The organism is Micromonospora sp. CNZ280, from assembly GCF_011759515.1.
On sequence record NZ_JAAOYP010000003.1, the window covers coordinates 842,688 to 863,427 of the forward strand.

Genomic DNA, 20,740 nt, shown 5'->3' on the forward strand with positions numbered 1-20,740 from the left:
GGCCAGGACCCGTTCGGGATCCGGGCCGGCACCATGCGAACGACGCCGGCTACAGCGCCGGTGGGGTGAACATGCCGACGGCGCTCTCCAGCGCGGCGGCGACCCGGTACATCCGGTCGTCGGCCATCGTCGGGGCCCATGACCTGCAGGCCCACCGGCAGCCGCCGGACGATCGTCGCGTCGTACGGCGGGCGCCAACCCTTGAGGATCTTCGAGCCCGGCCCGTCCGCGTTCCGGTCCGGCCCGGGGGTGCCCGCCCGGTGCCCGCCCGCGGAGCGGTCCCCGGACGGGCAGCCGGATCAGCGCTCCTCGACGAGCCCGAGGTACATCACGCGCGGGTCGGCCGGGTTGAAGGCGACGCTGGTGATGCCGTCGTGCGGGTTGTGCTGCGAGGTCAGCCGGCCCGTCGAGGCGTCGTAGCGGTAGAGGTCGGTGCCGTAACCGCCGAACGAGGTGCCGTACTCGAAGTAGAGCACGTTCGGGTCGACCGGGCTCGGCCACAGCGGGGTGCTGTTGGTCAGTCTCGCCTGGCTGCCGTCGAGCACCGACCCGAAACTGCGGCCCCCGTCGGTCGAGCGCCAGATGTGCCGGGCGGCGATGTCGTTCTGGCTGAGGTCGTAGCCCTCCAGCCACACCGTCCGGGGATCCGCCGGAGAGAAAGCCACGGCGAAACCGTTCGCGCGCCCGGTGGCGCCGACCCCGGTCGACCGCGTCCAGGTGCGGCCGCCGTCGAACGTCACGAAGCTGCCGTTGCTCATGGTGCCGACCACGACATGGTCGGGGTCACTCGGGTCGATCGCCGCCCGGTAGAGGAACTGATCCTTCCCGACCAGCGTCCCCACCGGGCTCCAGGTGACGCCGCCATCTCCTGAGTCGTACATCTGCCCGACCTTGCTGACCACCCGCAGGACCCGCGCGTCGGCCGGGTCCACCGCCAACGCGACCACGCCGTCGTACGGGACCGGGCCGGCGACCTCGCTGACCTGATCGCCCTGCACCCGGTAGATCTGCTGGTCGTTGATGCCGTACACGTACGCGTTCCCGCCCGGCCCGGCGGCGAGGTCGTATGCCGCCAGGTCCTGCTTGGTGCTGGCGATCTCATGCCAACTGCAGCCGGCGTCGGTGGAGCGCTGGATCGACCGCTTCGCGATGGCGACCAGGGTGTCCGGATCGCTCAGCACGGTGAGTTTCGGGTAGCCGACAGCGGTCGGTGCGGTCGTGGTGGGCGCCAGGAAGGCGCCGTCGGCGCGGGTGAACGTCACCGAGCCGTCGCCCTGCACCACGCCGCACTGCGGGCGCTGCCAGCTGGCGCCAGCCGCGGCGGGGCCAGCGGTGGAGAGGTTGACGGCCCCGGCGGCTGTAACGGCCAGTACCAGGGCACCGCCCTTCAGTCGAGAGAAGATCATGGAGCATGTCTAGCCGTGGACGTGCGGCGATCGCCACAGTTCGGGGTGGCCGAGCCCGGCCATGGCCTGGGTCGGCCACCCATCGACCGAAGGGACGCGCTCGGTGTTCGAGTCGTTGGGTCTGACCCCGGTGGAGGAGTCGGTCTACCTGGCCCTGCTGCGCAGACGGCAGGCGAGCGTGCCCGAGATCGCCCAGCAGGTCGGGGAGAGCCTCCGCGTCGTCCGGGCAGCCGCGGAGCGGCTGGAGGACATCGGTTTCGTCAGCCGCCTGGTCGGCTCCGGCACCCGGCTGGTGGCAACCCGACCGGACGTCGCCGTGAACGCTCTGGTCGTTCGCCGCACCGAGGAGTTCACGCAGGTACGCCGGGCCGCCGAGCGGATGGCGGAGGAATTCCCGCCGGAGCTGCTGACCACACCGGACCAACTGCTCGAGATCGTCACCGGCCGGGCGGCCGTCGAGGCCCAGTTCGTCCAGCTCGTGTACGGCGTGCGGACGGAGCTGCTGGTCCTGGACCGCCCGCCGTACGCCCAGGAGGTCGCGTCCGAGAACGCCTCCGAGGACGAACTGCTCAGCCGAAACGTCAGTGTGCGCGGAATCTACGCACCGGAGGCCTTCGCACTGCCCGGCGCCTTCGAGCAGGCGATGGCGTCCATCGCCAAGGGAGAGCAAGCCCGGGTACACGGCGACGTGCCGCTCAAGCTGGCGATCGGCGACCGGTCGGTGGCGCTGCTGCCGCTGGCCAGCGACCGCGCCGTGGACGCGGCGCTGGTGGTGCGCGCGCCGATGGTGGTGTCGGCGCTGGTGAAGCTGTTCGAACTGCTGTGGGTGCAGGCCACGCCGTTGCCCGCCTGGGACCCGCAGCAACCCCCGGCGGCGGCGGCGGACGACCTGGATCTGCGGCTGCTGCAACTGCTCGCCACCGGGCTGAAGGACGAGGCCATCGCCCGCGAACTGGGGGTGAGCGTACGCACGCTGGGGCGCCGCTCGTCCGCCCTGCTGGCCGCCCTCGGTGCCCGCACCCGCTTCCAGGCCGGACTGCAGGCCGGACGGCGCGGCCTGGCCTGATCGGCCCGCGTGCCTCGGCGGCTGACGTACCGGGTGGCCGGACGCGACCGGCGCCGGCGGAAGCTGCCGGCGCCGGTCAGTCACCTCGTGCGCTACAGCGCCGGTGGGGTGAACGTGCCGACGGCGCTCTCCAGCGCGGCGGCGACCCGGTACATCCGGTCGTCGGCCATCGTCGGGGCCATGACCTGCAGGCCGACCGGCAGCCCGTCGGAGAGCCCGCACGGCACCGAGATGCCCGGGCCGCCGTACAGGTTCGTCGGGATGGTGAACAGGTCGGCCAGATACATCTGGTACGGGTCGGAGGTGCGCGCCCCGATCGGGAACGCCACGAACGGGGTGGTCGGCGAGATCAGCGCGTCCACCTGCTCGAACGCGGCGGTGAAGTCGCGGGTGATCAGGGTGCGCACCTTCTGCGCCTGCCCGTAGTAGGCGTCGTAGTAGCCCGACGAGAGGGCGTACGTGCCGATCATGATGCGGCGCTTGACCTCGGGGCCGAAGCCGGTCTCCCGGGTCAGCGACATGACCTCCTCCAGCGACCGATTGCCGTCGTCGCCGACCCGCAGGCCGAACCGGACGCCGTCGAACCGGGCCAGGTTGGAGGAGCACTCGCTCGGCGCGATCAGGTAGTACGCCGGCAGGGCGTACTTGAAGTTCGGGCAGGACACCTCGACGATCTCGGCACCCAGCTTGGCGAGCGTGTCGACCGACTCGCGGAACGCGGCCATCACGCCCGGCTCGGCGCCCTCGCCGACGAACTCGCTGACGATGCCGAGCTTCACCCCGGTCAGGTCGCCGGTCGCGCCGCGCTTCGCCGCGGCCACCACGTCCGGCACCGGCTGCGGGATGGAGGTGGAGTCGGCCGGGTCGTGCCCGCCGATCACCTCGTGCAGCAGCGCGGCGTCCAGCACCGTACGGGCGCACGGGCCGGGGGTGTCCAGCGAGGAGGAGAACGCCACCAGGCCGTAGCGGGAGGTGCCGCCGTAGGTCGGCTTCGCGCCGACGGTGCCGGTGACCGCGCCGGGCTGGCGGATCGAGCCGCCGGTGTCCGAGCCGATCGCCAGCGGTGCCTCGTACGCGGCCAGCGCCGCGGCGCTGCCGCCGCCGGAGCCGCCCGGGATCCGGCTCAGGTCCCACGGGTTGTGGGTCGGGCCGTACGCGGAGTACTCGGTGGAGGAGCCCATCGCGAACTCGTCCATGTTGGTCTTGCCGAGCATCACCGTGCCGGCCTCGCGCAGCCGCCGCACGATCGTCGAGTCGTACGGCGGGCGCCAACCCTCCAGGATCTTCGAGCCGACGGTGGTCGGCACGCCCTTGGTGGTGAGCACGTCCTTGACCGCGACCGGCACCCCGGCCAGCGGGCCGAGCCGCTCGCCGGCGGCCCGCCGCTCGTCCACCGCGCGGGCCGCGGCCAGCGCGCCCTCGGTGTCCACGTGCAGGAAGGCGTGCACCCGGTCGTCGACCGCCGCGATCCGGTCCAGGTGGGCCTGGGTGACCTCGACGGCGGAGGTCTCGCCCGCGGCCACCAGGCCGGCGATCTCCGACGCGGTCAGCTTGGTCAGGTCGGTCATGACGCCACATCCTCATCCAGGATCCGCGGTACGCGGAACCGCTGCTCCTCGGCGTCGGGCGCGCCCGACAGCGCCTCCTCGGGGGTCAGGCACGGCGTCACCACGTCCTCGCGCAGGACGTTGGTCAGCGGCACGGAGTGCGAGGTCGGCGGGATGTCCGCGGCGGCGACCTCGCCGACCTGGGCGACCGCCTGGAGGATCACGTCGAGCTGGCCGGCGAAGGTGTCCAGCTCCTCCTCCGTGACGGCGAGCCGCGACAGTCGCGCCAGGTGCGCGACCTCCTCGCGGGAGATGGCGGCCATCAGTGCCCCCTTCGTGACTGTGCTGCTTCCTCCGGGCGGTGTGCCGACCACGCGGCGGTGGAGCGTGACGCGCGGTGACCGGAGCGAGTCTATTGTTCCGCCCCGGCGCCGCGCCTCCGACTCCCCCTCCCCGCGCCGGACGGGCCGGCTCAGCGGGTCGGCCGGCGCGGCAGGTCGTTGTCCGGGCCGCCGAGCGGACGGACCGGGCGGTAGCGGGCCAGCCAGCCGACCAGCTCCTCGGCCGGCATCGGGCGGGCGTAGAACCAGCCCTGGGCGGCGTCGCAGCCGGCCGCGTGCAGCATCCGCCAGGTCCGCTCGTCCTCCACCCCCTCGGCGACCACCCGCAGCCCGAGCGCCCCGGCCAGCTCGATCATCGAGCGGACGATCGCCGCGTCGTCGGCGTCCTCGGCCATCCCGAGGACGAACGAGCGGTCGACCTTCACCTCGGACAGCGGCAGCCGGCGCAGGTGTTGCAGTGACGAGTAGCCGGTGCCGAAGTCGTCCAGCGCGATGCCCACCCCGATCCGGTGCAGCCGGGCGATGGTGGCCAGCACCCGGCGCGGGTCGGCCATCAGGGCGCCTTCGGTGATCTCCAGTTGCAGCCGCTGCGGCGGTACGCCGTACCGGGCGAGCCGGTCGGCGATCTGGTCGGCGATCTTCCCGGTGTGCAGGTCCCGGACGCTGACGTTCACCGCCGCCCGCAGCCCGATGCCGGCGGCCGACCACTTCGCGAGCTGCTCCACCACGTCGTCGACCACCCGCCGGGTGAGCAGGCGCATCACCGCGCTCTGTTCGGCGACCCGGATCAGCTCCTCCGGGTCGACCATGCCCCGCCGTGGGTGCCGCCAGCGCAGCAGCGCCTCGACGCCGACCACCTCGCCGGTGGCGATGGCGATCTGCGGCTGGTAGTACATGGTGATCTCGCCCGCCTCGGCGGTCGACGCGGCGGTCGACGCGGCGGCCGGCGCGGCGGCCGGCGCGGCGGGCTGGGCCGCCGGCAGGGCGTCGCCGTCCCGACCGGGCAGCGACGCCGCGCGGTCGGGCCGCGTCCCGCCCACCGGTTCCGGCCGCGGCCCGCGTTCCGCCGCGCGCTGCCGGTCCACCGTGCCGGCGGCGGACGCCTGCCGGCGGATCGGATCGGCGCCGGTGATGATCCGGGCGATCAACTCGTCGTCCTGGTGTGCCGGGTCGGGCCGCTGCCGCCGGCGCCGGGTCCACCACCGGCGATCGGGCCGGCCGTCCGCCGTCCGGCGCGAACGCCGCCCGCCCCCGGTCGTCGACGCACCGCTCGACGCCGCCCCGCCCGGCACGGCGGTCGGGGCACCGCGCCACACCGGCTTTCTGCCCGGCCCGGCCGGTGCCGCGCCGTTCGGCACCGGCTCCCCGGCGGGCAGGGGGGTCGCGCCGTTGCCCGCCGGCTCGGTGGCGGGCAGGGACGGCGCGGGAAGGGTGGCGCCGTCGCCGCCGCGGGTTCCGCCCGGCCCGACATCCAGCGCGCCGGTGCCGGCCGAGCCGCCGGTGGTCGACCCCGTGGCGACCGGGCCGGATTCCAGCACCCGGCGCAGGTCGGCGAGGAGTCCGAGCCGCTCGGCGGAGTTGTGGTCGGACTCGGCGGCGTAGACGGCGACGGTGTCGTTGCGGTGCTTCGCGTCGTACATCGCCACGTCGGCGTGGCGCATCAGGGTGGCGAAGTCCTCGCCGTGCTCGGGAAAGAGGGCGATGCCGATCGACCCGCCGACGTCCAGCGGCAACCCGTCCAGCGACACCGGCTCGGCCAGCACCCGCACCACCCGGTCGGCCAGTTCGCGCGCCTGCCCGACGTCGGTGAGCCCGGTCATCACGATGGCGAACTCGTCACCGCCGAGCCGCGCCACCATGTCCGGCTCGTCGACCACGGTGGTCAGCCGGGCGCTCACCTCGACCAGCAGCCGGTCTCCCACCGCGTGGCCGAGGGCGTCGTTGACGTTCTTGAACCGGTCCAGGTCGATCAGGAGCAGCGCCAGGTGCGCCGCCGGCTCGCCGCGCGCCGCCCGCTCGGCGTGCAGGTGCACCTGCTCGCCGACCTCGGTCAGCAGGGCCTTGCGGTTGGGCAGCCCGGTGAGCGGGTCGAGGGAGGCCACCTGCTGTTGCTCGACGGTGAGCCGGGCCATCCGGTACACGGCGAAGAGCGGCACCAGCACCAGCGGGATCAGTGCCGCGCTGGTCCGCGCCGCCGCCACCAGCACCGGCGCCAGCAGCAGCAACGAGCCGGTCGACAGCAACTCGAACGGCAGGCCCTGCCGGGCCGACGGCCACCAGCGGTCGCCGAACCGCAGCCGCACGGCGGCGCTGACCAGGCCGTAGTTGACCACGAACCAGACCACCGTGGCACCGCCGACGGCCACCACGTCGGCCCAGCGCAGCCGGTGGCCGTCGAAGATGCCGTCCGGGCCGAGCCGGGTGATGCCGTAGGCCGCGGCCAGCGCGCAGGCGTACTGGCCGGCGTTGAACGCGGTACGCCAGGCGGCGTGTCCCATCCGCCACCCGGAGACCACCACCGCCACCGCCTGCACCGCGACCGCCGGACCCAGCCCCCAGCCGAGCAGGATGGCGAAGGTGAAGCAGGTCGACGGGAAGACCGCGGAGGACTGCCGCCGCCCCGGCGGCACGAACGGGCGGGCGTCGCAGCCGATCGCGAGCACCGCCATCGTCCAGAACGCCGCCGGCAGCCGGGACACCTGCTCCGGCAGCGCGACCAACGACGGCGTCGAGACCAGTACGGCGACGGCGAGCACCGCGGCCACGAAGGCGGAGATCGGTCCGATGCGTCCAGGCGGGACGGAGTTGCGCGGATCGGCGGTCTCCATCACACCTCCCGGGACGCCGTGGCGCGTTCACGCGCCGTGCACCAATGAAACGCCCTCGGTGCCGGGTTTCCCGGTATGACAGTCACGAATCGGTCGTAGTCGTAATTAAGTTGGTATACGCGGCCAGGTACCCGCAAGATCCCCCATCCGGCCCGCTCGAACCGGGTGGCGGAACGGGCGGCGGTCAGCCCTCGACGCGGGCGACCTCGCGGGCGGCGTCCGGGCCGGCGTCGAGGAGCACCCGGAAGCCCTCCTCGTCGAGCATCGGCACCTTGAGGCTGGCCGCCTTGTCGGCCTTGGAACCCGGGTTGTCGCCCACCACCACGAAGCCGGTCTTCTTGGAGACCGAGCCGCTCACCTTGCCGCCCCGGGACTGGATCGCCTCGGCGGCCTGGTCGCGGGAGAAGCCGGCCAGGGTGCCGGTCACCACCACGGTGAGCCCCTCCAGCGGGCGCGGCCCCTCGTCCACGGCCTCCTCGGCCATCCGTACCCCGGCCTCGGCCCACTTGCGCACCACCTCGCGGTGCCAGTCGACGGCGAACCACTCGCGGATGCTGGCGGCGATCGTCGGGCCCACCCCGTCGACCGAGGAGAGTTCCTCCTCGCTGGCCTTGTCGATCGCCTCGATGGAGCGGAAGTGCCGGGCCAGCGCCTGCGCGGCGGTCGGGCCGACGTGCCGGATGGAGAGCGCCACCAGCACCCGCCACAGGTCGCGTTCCTTGGCCACGGCCAGGTTGTCCAGCAGCTTGACCGCGTTGCTGCCCAGGCTGCCGTCCTTGTTGACGAAGAACGGCGACCGCGCCAACTGGTCGGCGTCGAGCTGGAAGAGGTCACCCTCGTCCTGGATGATCTCGGCGTCGAGCAGCGCCGCGGCGCTCTTGTAGCCGAGTGCCTCGATGTCGAACACCTTGCGCCCGGCCAGGTGGAAGACCCGCTCCCGCAACTGCCCCGGGCAGGTGCGCGAGTTGGGGCAGCGGATGTCGACGTCGCCCTCCTTCGCCGGGGCGAGCGGCGTGCCACACGCCGGGCAGTCGCTGGGCATCACGAACGGCCGGGCGTCGGCGGGACGCAGGTCGATCACCGGGCCGAGCACCTCGGGAATGACGTCGCCCGCCTTGCGGAGCACCACCGTGTCGCCGATCAGCACGCCCTTGCGCTCGACCTCGCGGGCGTTGTGCAGGGTGGCGTACGCGACGGTGGAGCCGGCCACCTTGACCGGCTGGAGCACAGCCCGCGGCGTGACCCGACCGGTGCGTCCGACCTCGACGTCGATGTCGAGCAGCTTGGTGTTGACCTCCTCCGGCGGGTACTTGAAGGCGATCGCCCAGCGGGGCGCGCGGCTGGTCGAGCCGAGGCGGCCCTGGATCGAGACCGGGTCGACCTTGACCACCACGCCGTCGATCTCGTGCTCGACGTCGTGCCGGTGCTCGGCGTAGTAGGCGATGTACTCGGCCACGCCGGCCAGGTCGGGCACCACTCGCCACCGGTCGCTGGTCGGCAGGCCCCACGCCTTCAGCGCCGCGTACGACTCGGACTGCGCGGTCGGCTGGAAACCGCGACGGGCGCCGATGCCGTGCACCACCAGGCGCAGCGGCCGGGACGCGGTGATCCGCGGGTCCTTCTGCCGGAGGCTCCCGGCGGCCGCGTTACGCGGGTTGGCGAACGGCGGCTTGCCCTGCTCGACCAGCCCCGCGTTGAGGTCGGCGAAGGCGGCCACCGGGAAGTAGATCTCGCCCCGGACCTCCAGGAGCTCCGGGATGTCGGGAAAGTCGGGGGACGGGGTGAGCCGGCCCGGCACGTCCCGGATGCTGCGCACGTTGGCGGTGACGTCCTCACCGGTGCGGCCGTCGCCCCGGGTGGCGGCCCGGACCAGCCGGCCGCGCTCGTAGGTGAGGTTGATGGCCAGGCCGTCGACCTTGAGCTCGCACAGGTAGGGCACCGGGCCGCCGGCGTCGCGCTCGACCCGCTCGGCCCAGGCGGCCAGTTCCTCGTCGGCGAACGCGTTGTCGAGCGACATCATCCGCTCGGCGTGGGTGACCGGGGTGAAGTCGGTGGAGAAGCTGCCGCCCACCCGCTGCGTCGGCGAGTCGGGCGTGCGCAGCGCCGGGTACTGCTCCTCCAGCGCCGCCAGCTCACGCAGCTGCCGGTCGAACTCGGCGTCGGAGATCGTCGGCGCGTCCAGCACGTAGTAGCGGTACTGGTGCTCGGTCAGCTCCTGGCTGAGCGTGGTGTGCCGCTCCCGGGCCTCCGGGGTCGGCTCGCCACCCGCCGCGGCCTCCTGCGCCGGGCTCACCTGCTGCGCGACGACATCCTCGGACACCGCGCCACCCCCGGACCCGTCGTCGTCTCTGGAGACCTTGCCGTCCTTGGACACGTCGTGCGACCTCCCTGATCACGCTACCCCCGCACGGTATCCGGAGAGTGAGACAATCCGCCGCCCACCCGCCGCCGGCCCGGGCTTCCGGCGGGGCCGGCCGCGCCGTGCGAGGATCGCCGGACGGCGGAACCCCTGCGACCGCCGTCCGACGACACCGGCGAGTGACGGGGGTACGGATGCCCGAGTGGCTGCTCTGGGCGGTGGCGATCGTGCTGGCCGTCGCGGCGGGCTGGGCCTGGGGCGAGCTGCGCCGACGCCCGGGCCGCCGCGCCCCGGCCGGCCGCCCCGACAGTCCCGGCCGGCGACCCGGCGCCCGTGGTGAGCCGGGACGGCCCGGTGCCCGGCCCGGTCGGGGTGCCCCGCCGCGGTCCCCGGGTCGGTCCACCACCGCCCCGCGACCGCGCGGCGCGGACCGGGCACCCGCCGGCGCGCCCCGGCCGGGCGAGATCTGGTGGGCCGACGTCCCGTACGCCGACGGCACCGGCGCCAAGGTGCGGCCCTGCCTGGTGCTCCGGGTCGACGGGCGGTCCGCCGAGGTGCTGAAGATCACCAGCCAGGACAAGAGCGGCCGCGACGACCACGTCCGCATCCCCACCCGGGACTGGGACCCGGGCGCCGACCACGACAGCTACCTCGACATCGGCGACCCGATCCGGGTCCCCCTGCCGGCGTTCCAGGACCGGGCCGGTCCCTGCGACCCCACCCTCTGGGGCCACCTCCGCACCCTCCCCCACCTGCCCACCAACTAACCCCCGCTCCGCTCCGGGGCCGCCAGGGCGGTGAGTTGGTCGGCGTACTCGATGCGGGTGGCCCAGTCGGCGGGCCAGGCGGGCATGCCGGCGGCCGCGCCGACGAAGGCACCGGCCAGGGCGGCGATCGAGTCGGAGTCGCCGGCCGTGGTGGCGCCACGGGCCAGCGCGCCGACCGGGTCGTCGGCGTGCCGGATGGCGCAGTACAACGCCGTGGCCAGCGCCTCCTCGGCCACCCAGCCATCGCCGGTGTGCCGGCACGGGTCGCCGCCGTCGTCGGGCCGGGCCAACGCGGCGGTCAGCCGGTCCAGCGCCGAGCGGCACTCGTCCCAGCCCCGCGCGATGAAGTCCGCCGGCACCTGGCCACCCGGCCGCTGCCAGAGGTCACCGAGCCAGTCCGCCCGGTAGGTACGGCGCTGCTCCCGGGCCCGGTCGGTCAGCAGCCCGGGCAGTTCGGCCAGCGCGGCACCCGCGCACAGCAACCGCACCGCGTACGCGGTCAGCTCGCTGGCCGCGAGACCGGTCGGGTGACCGTGGGTCAGGCCGGCCTGGAGCTGGGCCAGCCCGGCCAGGGTGTCCAGGTCGACGTCGAGCAGCCCGACCGGGGTGACCCGCATGTTCGCGCCGCAGCCCTTGGACCCGGCCACGGTCGCCTCCTGCCAGCGCAGCCCCCGGCCCAGGTCGGCGCAGGCCCGCAGGCAGGTCATGCCCGGGGCGCGGTTGTTGTCGGGGCTGACCGCCCAGTCCAGGAAGCGCCGCCGCAGCAGCGGCTCGACCGCCTCCGGCGTCCAGGCCGGGGCGTCGTGCAGCGCCCAGCCGACCGCGAGCGCCATCTGGGTGTCGTCGGTGACCAGCACCGGGTCGCCGGAGAGTTCCCGGGGCCCGGCCGGGCCGTAGCGGTCGACGATCTCGGCGACGGTCAGGAACTCGGTCGGCCGGCCCAGCGCGTCACCGTAGGCGAGGCCGAAGAGCGAGCCGGCGGCCCGCTGGAGCGAGGAGTCGATCACACCCGCGATCATGCCCGCCGGCCGCCACCCAGCCAGGCGCCGGGCGGCCACGGCGGGGCCGGATCAGTCCCAGCAGAGGCAGAACGGGTGGCCGGCCGGGTCGGCGTAGACCCGGAAGCCCTCGCCCTCGCCGGGCAGCCGCCGGGCGCCCAGCGCGAGCGCCGCCTTCTCGGCGGTCTCGATGTCGTCCACCGTGACGTCGAGGTGGAACTGCTGGGGCCGCTCCGGATCAGGCCAGGCCGGCGGGCGCAGGTTGGGCGCCTTCTGGAACGCCAGCCGCGGCTGGTGCCCGGGCCGGCCGCCGAGCACCACCCAGTCGTCGTCGGAGTCTCCCTCGACCAGTGGCAGGCCGAGCAGCTCGGCATAGAAGCCGGCCAGTGCCCGCGGGTCGGGGCAGTCGATCACCGTGGAGCGCAGCTGTCCGATCATGCCGGTCATTCTGCCCACCGGATACGACGGAAAACGTCAGTCCTCGGCGAGCCGGCGGCCGGCGTCCCGGCAGGCGGTCAGCACCGCGCGGGCGTACTGCGGCGACGCGCCGGCGAGCCCGCAGGCCGGGGTGACCACCACCTGCTCGGCGAGCCGGCGGCGCGGGAAGCCGAGGCGGTCCCAGAGCTGGCGTACCCGGTCGGCGACCTCGGCCGAGGTGGGCGCGCGGCCGGTCGACGGCGGCTGGGTGGGCGCGGCGCCCGCCAGCAGGCCGAGTCCGGCGTCGATCGCCTCGCCGAGCGGGTCGAGGTCGGTGACCAGGCTCAGGTCGAGCGCCACCCCGACCGCACCGGCCGAGCGAATCAGTTCCAGCGGCACGTCCGGGGCGCAGCAGTGCACCACGGCCGGCACGCCGGCCGCTTCGAGCACCGTCCGCAGCAGGGCGGCGGCGTCGCCGGATTCCACCGCCCGGTGGGTGGCGAAGCCGCTCTCCGTGGGCACCCGCCCGGCCAGTACGGCCGGCAGCGACGGCTCGTCCAACTGGAGCAGCACCGAGGCGCGGGGCAGCCGGCGGGTGACCGCCACGACGTGCTCGCGGACCCCCTCGGCGAGGGACCCGGCGAGATCGCGCACCGCGCCGGGGTCGCCCAGCATCCGGCCGCCGATCGGCAGCTCCAGCGCGGCGGCCAGGGTGAACGGCCCACCGACCTGCACCTTGACCGGCCCGGCGTACCCCTCGGCCTGCTCGGCGAGCTGGTCCAGATCACGTTCCATCAGGTCGCGGGCCCGGCGCAGGTCCCGGCCGGGGCGCAGGGCGATCCGCCACCGGGCGGCGTAGAGCTCCACCGGCAGCTCGACCAGCAGCCCGGCCGTCCGGCCGATCAGGTCGGCACCGGGGCCGCGCGCCGGCAACTCCGCGAGGTGCGGCAGGGCGGGCAGCTCACCGAGGACGATCCGCTGCGCCTCGGCGATGTCGGTGCCGGGCAACGAGCCGACGCCGGTCGCCGCGCCGGGCGGCCACGGCCATGCCTGGTCTGTCACGGCCGAAGACTATCCGGTACGCGGACCCCGGCACGCCGCCGCCGGCCACCCCGCCGAACGGGCTGCCCGCCGATCGGGCTGCCGTGAGGGCGGTGGGCGCGCCGTCGGGCAGGCCTGCGGGCGGCGGCGCGTCCGTCGGAGCCGCCGAGGGCGGCGGCTCGGACGGCGTGGTCAGCCGGTGATGGTGGCGGAGCCGAGCACGATGTCGCCGGCCGGATCCGGCCGGTACGCCACCACGGCCTGCCCGGCGGCCACGCCCCGGACCGGCCGACGCAGCTCGGCCTGGAACGTGTCGCCGGCCAGCGTGACGGTGGCGGGCACCACGTCACCGTGTGCCCGCAGCTGCACCTCGCACTCCACCGGCGCCTCCGGACGCGGGCCGCCGGTCCACACCGGACGCTCGGCGCGCACCCGGGCGACCTCCAGCGCCTCGGCCGGGCCGACGGTCACCGTGTTGGTCTTCGGGGTGATGGAGAGCACGTAGCGCGGCCGGCCGTCCGGGGCGGGGCGGTCCAGGTTCAGCCCCCGCCGCTGGCCGACCGTGTACGCGTACGCGCCGGTGTGGCTGCCGACCACCGCGCCGGTGGTCGCGTCCACCACGTCGCCCGGGGCCGCGCCGAGCCGCTGGGCGAGGAAGCCGCGGGTGTCGCCGTCGGCGATGAAGCAGATGTCGTGCGAGTCCGGCTTGTCGGCCACCGCCAGGCCCCGCCGGGCGGCCTCCGCGCGGACCTGCGCCTTGGTCGATTCGCCGAGCGGGAACATCGACCGGTCCAGCTGCTCGCGGGTGAGCACCGCGAGCACGTACGACTGGTCCTTGGCCACGTCGACGCTGCGGCGCAGCAGGCCGTCCGCGCCGAGCCGGGCGTGGTGGCCGGTGACCACGGCGTCGAAGCCCAGGGCCACCGCCCGGTCCAGCACCGCGGCGAACTTGATCTTCTCGTTGCAGCGCAGGCAGGGGTTCGGGGTACGGCCGGCGGCGTACTCGGCGACGAAGTCGTCCACCACGTCGGAGTGGAACCGGTCGGCCATGTCCCAGACGTAGAACGGGATGCCGATCACGTCGGCCGCCCGCCGGGCGTCCCGGGAGTCCTCCAGGGTGCAGCAGCCGCGCGCCCCGGTGCGGTAGGTCTGCGGGTTCCGGGCGAGCGCCAGGTGCACCCCGGTCACCTCGTGCCCGGCCTCGACGGCACGCGCCGCCGCGACCGCCGAGTCGACCCCGCCGGACATCGCCGCCAACACCCTCACCGGCCCACTCCCTTCATCCCACCGAGCCTATCCCCGCTCACGACCCACCCTGCCTCCCCGCCCGCCACCGCCGCCCCCGTCACAGCCGAGATCGCCCACGTCACACCCGACAGAAAGGTGTGAACGCCGCCGATGAAGAGCCGAAACGCAAGATCGCGGCGGCCTGGGCCGGAGCGGCGAGGCGCGGGTCAGCGGGGGGTGCGGAGGGCGGCGGCGCGGCGGGCCCGGTCGACGGCGGCGGGCAGCGCGGCGATCAGGGCGTCGACGTCGGCCGGGGTGCTGGTGTGGCCGAGGGTGAAGCGCAGCGAGGAGCGGGCCCGGTCGTCGTCGGCGCCCATCGCGAGCAGCACGTGCGAGGGTTGGGCCACCCCGGCCGAGCAGGCCGACCCGGTCGAGCAGGCGATCCCCTGGGCGTCCAGCAGGAGCAGCAGGGCGTCGCCCTCGCAGCCGGGGAAGGAGAAGTGCGCGTTGCCGGGCAGCCGGTCGACCGGGTCGCCGTTGAAGACCACCTCGGGCACCGCCCGCCGGACCCGCTCGACCAGGTCGTCGCGGAGGGCGGCCACCCGGGCCGCGTACTCCTGCTGGCCCTTCACCGCCGCTTCCACCGCGACCGCGAAGGCCACGATGCCAGCGGTGTCCAGGGTCCCGGAGCGGACGTCCCGCTCCTGGCCGCCGCCGTGCAGCAGCGGGGTGGCCGGCACGTCCCGGGCAAGCAGCAGGGCGCCCACCCCGGCCGGTCCGCCGAGCTTGTGCCCGGTGACGGTCAGCGCGGCGACCCCGCTGGCGGAGAAGTCGACCGGCACCTGACCGACCGCCTGGATGGCGTCGGTGTGGAACGGCACCCCGTACTCGGCGGCGACGCCGGCCAGCTCGCTGACCGGCTGCACCGTGCCGACCTCGTTGTTCGCCCACATCGCGGTGATCACGGCCACCCGGTCGCCGTGCTCGGCCAACTCGGCGCGCAGCCCGTCGGGAGTGAGCCGGCCGGCCTCGTCGACCGGCAGCCAACCCACGTCGGCGCTCTCGTGCCCGGCGATCCAGTCGACCGCGTCGAGCACCGCGTGGTGCTCGACCGCGCTAGAGACCACCCGGTTCCGTCGCGCGTCGGCGCCCCGGCGGGCCCAGAAGATGCCCTTGACCGCCAGGTTGTCGCTCTCCGTGCCGCCACCGGTGAAGATCACCTCGGACGGCCGGGCACCGAGCGCGGCGGCCACCCGCTCCCTCGACTCCTCCACCCGGCGACGGGCACGACGACCCGCCGCGTGCAGCGAGGACGCGTTGCCGACCTCGCGGGCGGTGGTGACATACGCCTCCAGTGCCTCGTCGAGCATCGGCGTGGTCGCAGCGTGATCCAGGTAAGCCATCACGACTCAGCCTACGACCGCCGGCGGACCGGCCGGACGCCGGAGGCCGGGCGGGACCGGCCCGCAGGTGACCAGGATCGGCCCCGCGCCGACGCGAGGCGCGGGTGTTCGACGACGGGCGGCTGCACGTGCCCGCGGCGATTCTCCCGGACGTCCCGGGGTACTACGAGGTCTGGCTCATCAACCCACGGACGAGGGAGATGTTCTCGGTCGGCGTACTCGGCGACAGGGCGGACGAACCACTCTCGTTGCCACCGGCGGTCGACCTTCAGGCATACTCGGTTGTCGACGTTTCCGTCGAGCGGTTCGACAACAACACCGCCCACTCCGGCGAGAGCCTGTTGAGGGGCACCTTGACGGGCTGATCGGCGGGCCGGCTCAGCTCCCCGGCCCGCCGATCAGCTCCCCGGTCACCGGCCCGGCCGGCTCAGCCCAACCGGCGGCCGAACCAGCCGAACCGCTTGTCCAGCGCCACGACGGTGCTGGCCACGAGCGCGATGCCCAGGATGCGCAGCCATGCGTCGGCGTCGATCGGCGCGGTCCGGAACAGCGTGTTCATCACCGGCAGGTAGGTGAACGCCAGCTGAGCGAGGGCCTGGAGCAGCACGCCGCCGATCAGCCACCAGTTGGTGAACAGGCCCAGCCGCCAGGGCGAGCGGGTGAGCGACCGGCAGCTGAACAGGTAGAAGGTCTGCACCGTCACGAAGAGGTTCACCGCCGCCGTCCGCGCCTCCGCCAGCCCCGCTCCGGCGCTCAGCTCCCACTCGAACAGCCACCAGCCGCCCGCCACCAGCAACGCGGAGACCAGCAGGATGCGCACCACCAGGGCCGCCGTGAGCAGTGGCTGGGCCGGGTCGCGAGGCGGCCGGTCCATGATCCCGGCCTCCTTCGGCTCGAACGCGAGCGTCAGGCCGAGCAGCACCGCCGTGGTCATGTTGATCCAGAGGATCTGGCTGGGCAGGATCGGCAGGGCGGCACCGAGGAGGATGGCCACCAGGATGACCAGTCCTTCGCCCGTGTTGGTGGGCAGCGTCCAGGTGATGAACTTGGTCAGGTTGGCGAAGACGCCGCGCCCCTCCTCGACGGCCGCCTCGATGGTGGCGAAGTCGTCGTCGGTGAGCACGATGTCGGAGGCTTCCTTGGCCACCTCCGTGCCGCTGCGTCCCATCGCCACCCCGATGTTCGCCTGGCGGAGCGCGGGGGCGTCGTTGACCCCGTCGCCGGTCATGGCGACCACCTGCCCCTCGGCCTGCAGCGCTTCCACCAGCCGGAGCTTCTGCTCGGGCGACACCCGGGCGAACACCGCCGCCCGTCGCACGGCCGCCGGCCGGTCCGCGTCGGACAGGGCCGCCAAGTCCCGGCCGTCCAGCACCTCACCCGTCCCCGGCTCGGTCCCCAACAGCCCCAGGCGGGCGGCGATGGCGCTCGCGGTGGTCCGGTGGTCACCGGTGATCATCTTGACCATGATCCCGGCCCGTCGGCACGCCTCGACGGCGGTGGCCGCGGCGGCCCGGGGCGGATCGAGCATCGCCTGGAATCCGGTGAAAACGAGGTTGCCGGGCAGCGCGTCCTCCGTCAGCCCGTCGTCGGCGGCGACCCGGCGCATCGCGGTGGCGAGCACCCGCAGGCCCTCGCCGGCCAGCTCACCGGCGGCGGCCAGCACGGCGGAGCGGTCGAGCGGAACCACCGCCCCGTCGGGACCGAGTGCCTGCGTGGACCACTCGACCAATCGCTCCACCGCGCCCTTGACCAGCACCACCCGCCCACCGTCGCGATGGTCGTGCAGGGTCGCCATGAACTGCCGCTCGGAGGTGAACGGGATCGCGGCGACGCGGGGCAGTTCCTCGGCGACCTCCTCGGCGCGGAGACCCACCTTGGCGCCCACCACGAGCATCGCCCCCTCGGTAGGGTCGCCGAGCACCGCCCACCGCCCCTCCCGCTCATCGAGCCGGGCGTCGTTGCAGGCGACTCCGGCCAGTAGCGACCAGCGCAGTGCGCCGCCCTCGCCGGTCGGAGCCGGGCCACCCTCCGGATCGCGGATTTCACCGACGGGGGCGTAGCCGCGGCCGCTCACCTCGTAGCGGCCGGCAACGGTCCAGACCGCCTGCACGGTCATCTGGTTCTCGGTGAGGGTGCCGGTCTTGTCGGTGCAGATCACGGTGGTGCTGCCCAGCGTTTCGACGGCCGGCAACCGCCGGATCACGGCCTGCTGGCGAGCCATCCGCGCCACCCCGATGGCCAGCGTGATGGTCACCGCCGCCGGCAGGCCTTCGGGGATGGCACCCACGGCCAGCGCCACCCCGGCCGTGAACGTCTCGCCGGCCGGTTCCCCCCGGGCGAGACCGACGGCGAAGGTCACCGCCGCGAGCACGAGAATCGCCACGGTGAGCACCCGGCTGAACCGGGCCAGCTTCGACGTGAGGGGCGTGTCCAGCACCTGTGCGCTGCCGACCAGGCGGTGGATCCGGCCCAGTTCGGTCTCCGCCCCGGTCGCCGTGGCGAGGCCGGCCGCCGAGCCTCCGGTGACCAGGGTGCCGGAGTACAGCACGTTGCGGCGGTCGGCGACGGGGACGTCACCCGGTACCACGACCTCGTCCTTGCGCACGGGCTGGGACTCCCCGGTCAGCGTCGACTCGTCCACGCGCAGCTCGTCGGCGCGGGCCAGGCGCAGGTCGGCGGGAATCTTGTCGCCCGCCTCGACAAGCACCAGGTCGCCGGGGACCACGTCCTCCGACGGCACGCGCCGAGGCCGTCCGTCGCGCACCACCCGCGCCTCGGTCCGCACCATGGCCCGTAGCGCGTCCAGCGCCGCCTCGGCCTTGGACTCCTGGAGGAAGCCGATGACGGCGTTGACGACGACCACGCCGAAGATCACCACCGAGTCGACGTACTCGGCGAGCAGCAGGGTGACCACGCCGGCGACGATCAGCACGTACACCAGGGGGTTCTGGAACTGTCGGAGGAGCCGGCGGAACCAACTACCCCGGGCGGCGGTCGGCAGCACGTTGGGGCCGAAACGCTCCCGGCGGGCAGCCGCCTCCGCGTCGCTGAGTCCGCGCTGGACGTCGGTCTCGAGCAGCAGCACGACCTCATGCAGGGCCAGCGCGTGGTGACCGCCTTCGGGCGTCCTGACCGGCATGCGTACTCCTCGTCCGTCTCCGGCGGGGACAGCGGGGGTCCCGCAGTCATCGTCGCAGGCCGGGAGCGCGCGCCGGGCCGTTCCGAGCGGGTCGGACGGACGGCGAGGGCCGGGAACCACCGGTTCCCGGCCCTCGGACACTGGTGCTCAGCTCACTTGCGCTTGCGGATCTCCTCCGCGGCCTGCGGGACGACCTTGAACAGGTCACCCACCACGCCGAAGTCGGCCAGCTCGAAGATCGGCGCCTCGCCGTCCTTGTTGACCGCGACGATGGTCTTCGAGGTCTGCATGCCGGCCCGGTGCTGGATCGCGCCGGAGATGCCCAGCGCGATGTAGAGCTGCGGGGAGACCGTCTTGCCGGTCTGGCCCACCTGGAACTGGTGCGGGTAGAAGCCGGAGTCCACCGCTGCCCGGGACGCGCCGACCGCGCCGCCGAGCAGGTCGGCAAGCTCCTCGACGAGCTTGAAGTTGTCGGCGTTGCCGACGCCGCGGCCGCCGGAGACGACGACGGACGCCTCGGTCAGCTCGGGACGCGAACCCTTCTGTTCGGCGACCCGGTCCACCACCTTGGCCAGCTTGTCGGTGTCGGTCACGGTGACGGTGAGCTGCTCGACCGCCGGGGTGGCGGCGGCCGGCACCGGGTTGACCGAGTTCGGCCGGAGGGTGACCAGCGGCAGGCCGCGGGTGACCTTGGACTTCACGATGGTGGAGCCGGCGAAGGCCACCTGGGTGGCGGTGCCGTCGGCGTCCAGCGCGACCACGTCGGTCAGGATGCCGTTGTCCAGCTTGACCGCCAGCCGGGCAGCGATCTCCTTGCCCTCCTGCGAGGAGGCGAGCAGCACGGCCGCGGGCTCGACCCGCTTGACCAGCTCGGCCAGCACGGTGGCCTTGGGCGCCACCAGGTAGCCGTCGATCTCCTCGCTCTCCGCGGCGTAGATCTTCTCCGCGCCGTACTCGCCCAGCTTGGCGCTCAGCGCCTCGGCCGCACCGGCGCCGCCGAGCACCACCGCGCTGGGCGTGCCCAGTTCGCGGGCGAGGGTGAGCATCTCCAGGGTGACCTTCTTGACGCCGAATTCCCGGGTGGCTTCGACGACGACGAGAACCTCAGACATGTCCGGACCCCTCACACGAACTTCTCGGTGGCGAGGAACTCGACCAGCTTGACGCCGCCCTCGCCCTCGTCGGTGATCTTGGCGCCGCCGGAGCGCGGCGGCCGCTTGCTGTGCTCCAGCACGGCGCTGGTCGCGCCGTCGGAGCCCACCTCGGCCGGGGCGACCCCGAGGTCACCGAGGGAGAGCGTCTGCACCGGCTTCTTCTTGGCGGCCATGATGCCCTTGAAGGACGGGTAGCGCGGCTCGTTGATGGTGTCCCAGACGGAGACCACGGCCGGGGTCGAGGCGGTGACCACCTCGTAGCCCTCCTCGGTCTGCCGCTCGACGGTGAGCGTGCCGCCGTCGACGGTGAGCTTGCGGGCGCCGGTCAGCGCCGCGACGCCGAGCCGCTCGGCGATCATGTGCGGCATCACCTGGACCCGACCGTCGGTGGACTCGGCGCCGCAGATGACCAGGTCCGCGTTGAGGGTGCCCAGCGCGGCGGCGAGCACCTTCGAGGTCGCCACGGCGCAGGACCCGTGCAGCGCGTCGTCGACCACGTGCACGGCCTTGTCCGGGCCCATCGAGAGCGCCTTGCGGATCGACTCGGTCGCCCCGTCCGGACCCATGGTCAGGATGGTGACCTCGCCGCCGTGCGCCTCCTTGATCTTCAACGCCTCTTCGATGGCGTACTCGTCCATCTCGTTGATGACGTTGTTCGCCGAACCGCGGTCGACGGTGTTGTCGTCAGTACGCAGGTTGCGGTCCGCGCCCGAGTCGGGCACCTGCTTGACGAGTACGACGATGTTCATCGCGCTTCGACGACCCTCCTGTTTGGTGTAGCGATCGCTCGCCCGGTCTGGGGCGCAGCCTCGCGCGTCGGGTGACGCCGGTCAACCGCAGGCTGCTGTGCGGTTGCCCACGACGCCATGTTACCTGCCAGTAGCATCGGCTCCTCGGGCCGCTCGGAGTGACACAGCTCACCGGCGACCCGGATGCCGGGTAAGCTGGCAAATCGGGAGGTATCACGACATGTCAGGACAGCGCCCGGTGAGGCGGCCGGGGGCGGCCAGGCTCGCCTGCCGGCGGCCCCTGCCCGAGTCGTACCGC

General features: G+C 73.9%; 16 protein-coding genes. 3 read left to right on the forward strand and 13 right to left on the reverse strand.

Annotated features, from left to right (window positions below):
• Positions 1 to 299 precede the first annotated feature (299 nt).
• A complete protein-coding gene (locus tag FHX32_RS25630; protein WP_167188323.1) occupies positions 300 to 1,406 on the reverse strand; it encodes a VPS10 domain-containing protein in 1,107 nt (368 codons plus the stop codon).
• A gap of 103 nt (positions 1,407 to 1,509) precedes the next feature.
• Between FHX32_RS25630 and FHX32_RS25635 the strand changes: the two genes are divergently transcribed.
• Positions 1,510 to 2,472, forward strand: coding sequence for a helix-turn-helix domain-containing protein (locus FHX32_RS25635; RefSeq protein WP_167188325.1), 963 nt, complete (start codon positions 1,510 to 1,512; stop codon positions 2,470 to 2,472).
• Between the two features lie 92 nt (positions 2,473 to 2,564).
• Here FHX32_RS25635 and gatA read toward each other — a convergent pair whose 3' ends face one another.
• The 4 genes from gatA to ligA all read right to left on the reverse strand — a co-directional run bounded on the left by gatA (position 2,565) and on the right by ligA (position 9,508).
• A complete protein-coding gene (gene gatA / locus FHX32_RS25640; RefSeq protein WP_167188328.1) occupies positions 2,565 to 4,040 on the reverse strand; it encodes an Asp-tRNA(Asn)/Glu-tRNA(Gln) amidotransferase subunit GatA in 1,476 nt (491 codons plus the stop codon).
• Positions 4,037 to 4,342 (reverse strand): Asp-tRNA(Asn)/Glu-tRNA(Gln) amidotransferase subunit GatC, encoded by a 306-nt coding sequence (gene gatC, locus FHX32_RS25645; protein ID WP_088995614.1) that lies wholly within the window; start codon positions 4,340 to 4,342, stop codon positions 4,037 to 4,039. The genes gatA and gatC overlap by 4 nt, the downstream gene beginning before the upstream one ends.
• 149 nt (positions 4,343 to 4,491) lie before the next feature.
• Positions 4,492 to 7,188: an EAL domain-containing protein gene (locus FHX32_RS25650; protein WP_167188332.1), complete on the reverse strand. Its 2,697-nt coding sequence runs from the start codon at positions 7,186 to 7,188 to the stop codon at positions 4,492 to 4,494.
• A 184-nt stretch (positions 7,189 to 7,372) separates the two neighbouring features.
• Positions 7,373 to 9,508 (reverse strand): NAD-dependent DNA ligase LigA, encoded by a 2,136-nt coding sequence (ligA, locus tag FHX32_RS25655; RefSeq protein ID WP_167188335.1) that lies wholly within the window; start codon positions 9,506 to 9,508, stop codon positions 7,373 to 7,375.
• A gap of 233 nt (positions 9,509 to 9,741) precedes the next feature.
• Between ligA and FHX32_RS25660 the strand changes: the two genes are divergently transcribed.
• A complete protein-coding gene (locus tag FHX32_RS25660) occupies positions 9,742 to 10,314 on the forward strand; it encodes a type II toxin-antitoxin system PemK/MazF family toxin (RefSeq protein WP_167188338.1) in 573 nt (190 codons plus the stop codon).
• Here FHX32_RS25660 and FHX32_RS25665 read toward each other — a convergent pair.
• The 5 genes from FHX32_RS25665 to FHX32_RS25685 all read right to left on the reverse strand — a co-directional run bounded on the left by FHX32_RS25665 (position 10,311) and on the right by FHX32_RS25685 (position 15,400).
• The gene (locus tag FHX32_RS25665) at positions 10,311 to 11,333 is read right to left on the reverse strand and encodes an ADP-ribosylglycohydrolase family protein (protein ID WP_167188340.1); all 1,023 of its coding nucleotides are present in this window, start codon (positions 11,331 to 11,333) and stop codon (positions 10,311 to 10,313) included. The two genes, FHX32_RS25660 and FHX32_RS25665, sit on opposite strands and share 4 nt — an antisense overlap.
• Positions 11,334 to 11,384: 51 nt before the next feature.
• Positions 11,385 to 11,750, reverse strand: a complete 366-nt coding sequence (locus FHX32_RS25670) for a VOC family protein (protein WP_208419190.1) — start codon at positions 11,748 to 11,750, stop codon at positions 11,385 to 11,387.
• 36 nt (positions 11,751 to 11,786) lie between these two features.
• Positions 11,787 to 12,791: a methionine synthase gene (locus tag FHX32_RS25675; RefSeq protein ID WP_167188345.1), complete on the reverse strand. Its 1,005-nt coding sequence runs from the start codon at positions 12,789 to 12,791 to the stop codon at positions 11,787 to 11,789.
• 171 nt (positions 12,792 to 12,962) lie between these two features.
• The gene (mnmA, locus tag FHX32_RS25680; RefSeq protein WP_167188348.1) at positions 12,963 to 14,036 is read right to left on the reverse strand and encodes a tRNA 2-thiouridine(34) synthase MnmA; all 1,074 of its coding nucleotides are present in this window, start codon (positions 14,034 to 14,036) and stop codon (positions 12,963 to 12,965) included.
• 188 nt (positions 14,037 to 14,224) lie between these two features.
• Positions 14,225 to 15,400, reverse strand: a complete 1,176-nt coding sequence (locus tag FHX32_RS25685; protein ID WP_167188351.1) for a cysteine desulfurase family protein — start codon at positions 15,398 to 15,400, stop codon at positions 14,225 to 14,227.
• A 104-nt stretch (positions 15,401 to 15,504) separates the two neighbouring features.
• On the opposite strand from FHX32_RS25685, the gene FHX32_RS25690 reads away from it, so the two are divergent.
• Positions 15,505 to 15,765: an anti-sigma factor gene (locus FHX32_RS25690; RefSeq protein WP_167188354.1), complete on the forward strand. Its 261-nt coding sequence runs from the start codon at positions 15,505 to 15,507 to the stop codon at positions 15,763 to 15,765.
• Positions 15,766 to 15,827: 62 nt separating this feature from the next.
• Here the strand turns inward: FHX32_RS25690 and FHX32_RS25695 are convergent, their stop codons facing one another.
• The 3 genes from FHX32_RS25695 to FHX32_RS25705 all read right to left on the reverse strand — a co-directional run bounded on the left by FHX32_RS25695 (position 15,828) and on the right by FHX32_RS25705 (position 20,442).
• Positions 15,828 to 18,539 (reverse strand): HAD-IC family P-type ATPase, encoded by a 2,712-nt coding sequence (locus tag FHX32_RS25695; protein WP_167188357.1) that lies wholly within the window; start codon positions 18,537 to 18,539, stop codon positions 15,828 to 15,830.
• Positions 18,540 to 18,691: 152 nt separating this feature from the next.
• Positions 18,692 to 19,651 (reverse strand): electron transfer flavoprotein subunit alpha/FixB family protein, encoded by a 960-nt coding sequence (locus tag FHX32_RS25700; protein WP_167188360.1) that lies wholly within the window; start codon positions 19,649 to 19,651, stop codon positions 18,692 to 18,694.
• Positions 19,652 to 19,662: 11 nt separating this feature from the next.
• Entirely contained in the window at positions 19,663 to 20,442 is a 780-nt protein-coding gene (locus tag FHX32_RS25705; RefSeq protein WP_167188363.1) for an electron transfer flavoprotein subunit beta/FixA family protein, read from the reverse strand.
• Positions 20,443 to 20,740: the final 298 nt, after the last annotated feature.

Bases quoted from the DNA above. Each gene is read 5' to 3' on its own strand.
- FHX32_RS25630 (WP_167188323.1), bottom strand. From the start codon at position 1,406: ATGATCTTCTCTCGACTGAAGGGCGGTGCCCTGGTACTGGCCGTTACA.
- gatA (WP_167188328.1), bottom strand. From the start codon at position 4,040: ATGACCGACCTGACCAAGCTGACCGCGTCGGAGATCGCCGGCCTGGTG.
- gatC (WP_088995614.1), bottom strand. From the start codon at position 4,342: ATGGCCGCCATCTCCCGCGAGGAGGTCGCGCACCTGGCGCGACTGTCG.
- FHX32_RS25650 (WP_167188332.1), bottom strand. From the start codon at position 7,188: ATGGAGACCGCCGATCCGCGCAACTCCGTCCCGCCTGGACGCATCGGA.
- FHX32_RS25660 (WP_167188338.1), top strand. From the start codon at position 9,742: ATGCCCGAGTGGCTGCTCTGGGCGGTGGCGATCGTGCTGGCCGTCGCG.
- FHX32_RS25665 (WP_167188340.1), bottom strand. From the start codon at position 11,333: ATGATCGCGGGTGTGATCGACTCCTCGCTCCAGCGGGCCGCCGGCTCG.
- FHX32_RS25670 (WP_208419190.1), bottom strand. From the start codon at position 11,750: ATGATCGGACAGCTGCGCTCCACGGTGATCGACTGCCCCGACCCGCGG.
- FHX32_RS25685 (WP_167188351.1), bottom strand. From the start codon at position 15,400: ATGGCTTACCTGGATCACGCTGCGACCACGCCGATGCTCGACGAGGCA.
- FHX32_RS25695 (WP_167188357.1), bottom strand. From the start codon at position 18,539: ATGCCGGTCAGGACGCCCGAAGGCGGTCACCACGCGCTGGCCCTGCAT.
- FHX32_RS25700 (WP_167188360.1), bottom strand. From the start codon at position 19,651: ATGTCTGAGGTTCTCGTCGTCGTCGAAGCCACCCGGGAATTCGGCGTC.
- FHX32_RS25705 (WP_167188363.1), bottom strand. From the start codon at position 20,442: ATGAACATCGTCGTACTCGTCAAGCAGGTGCCCGACTCGGGCGCGGAC.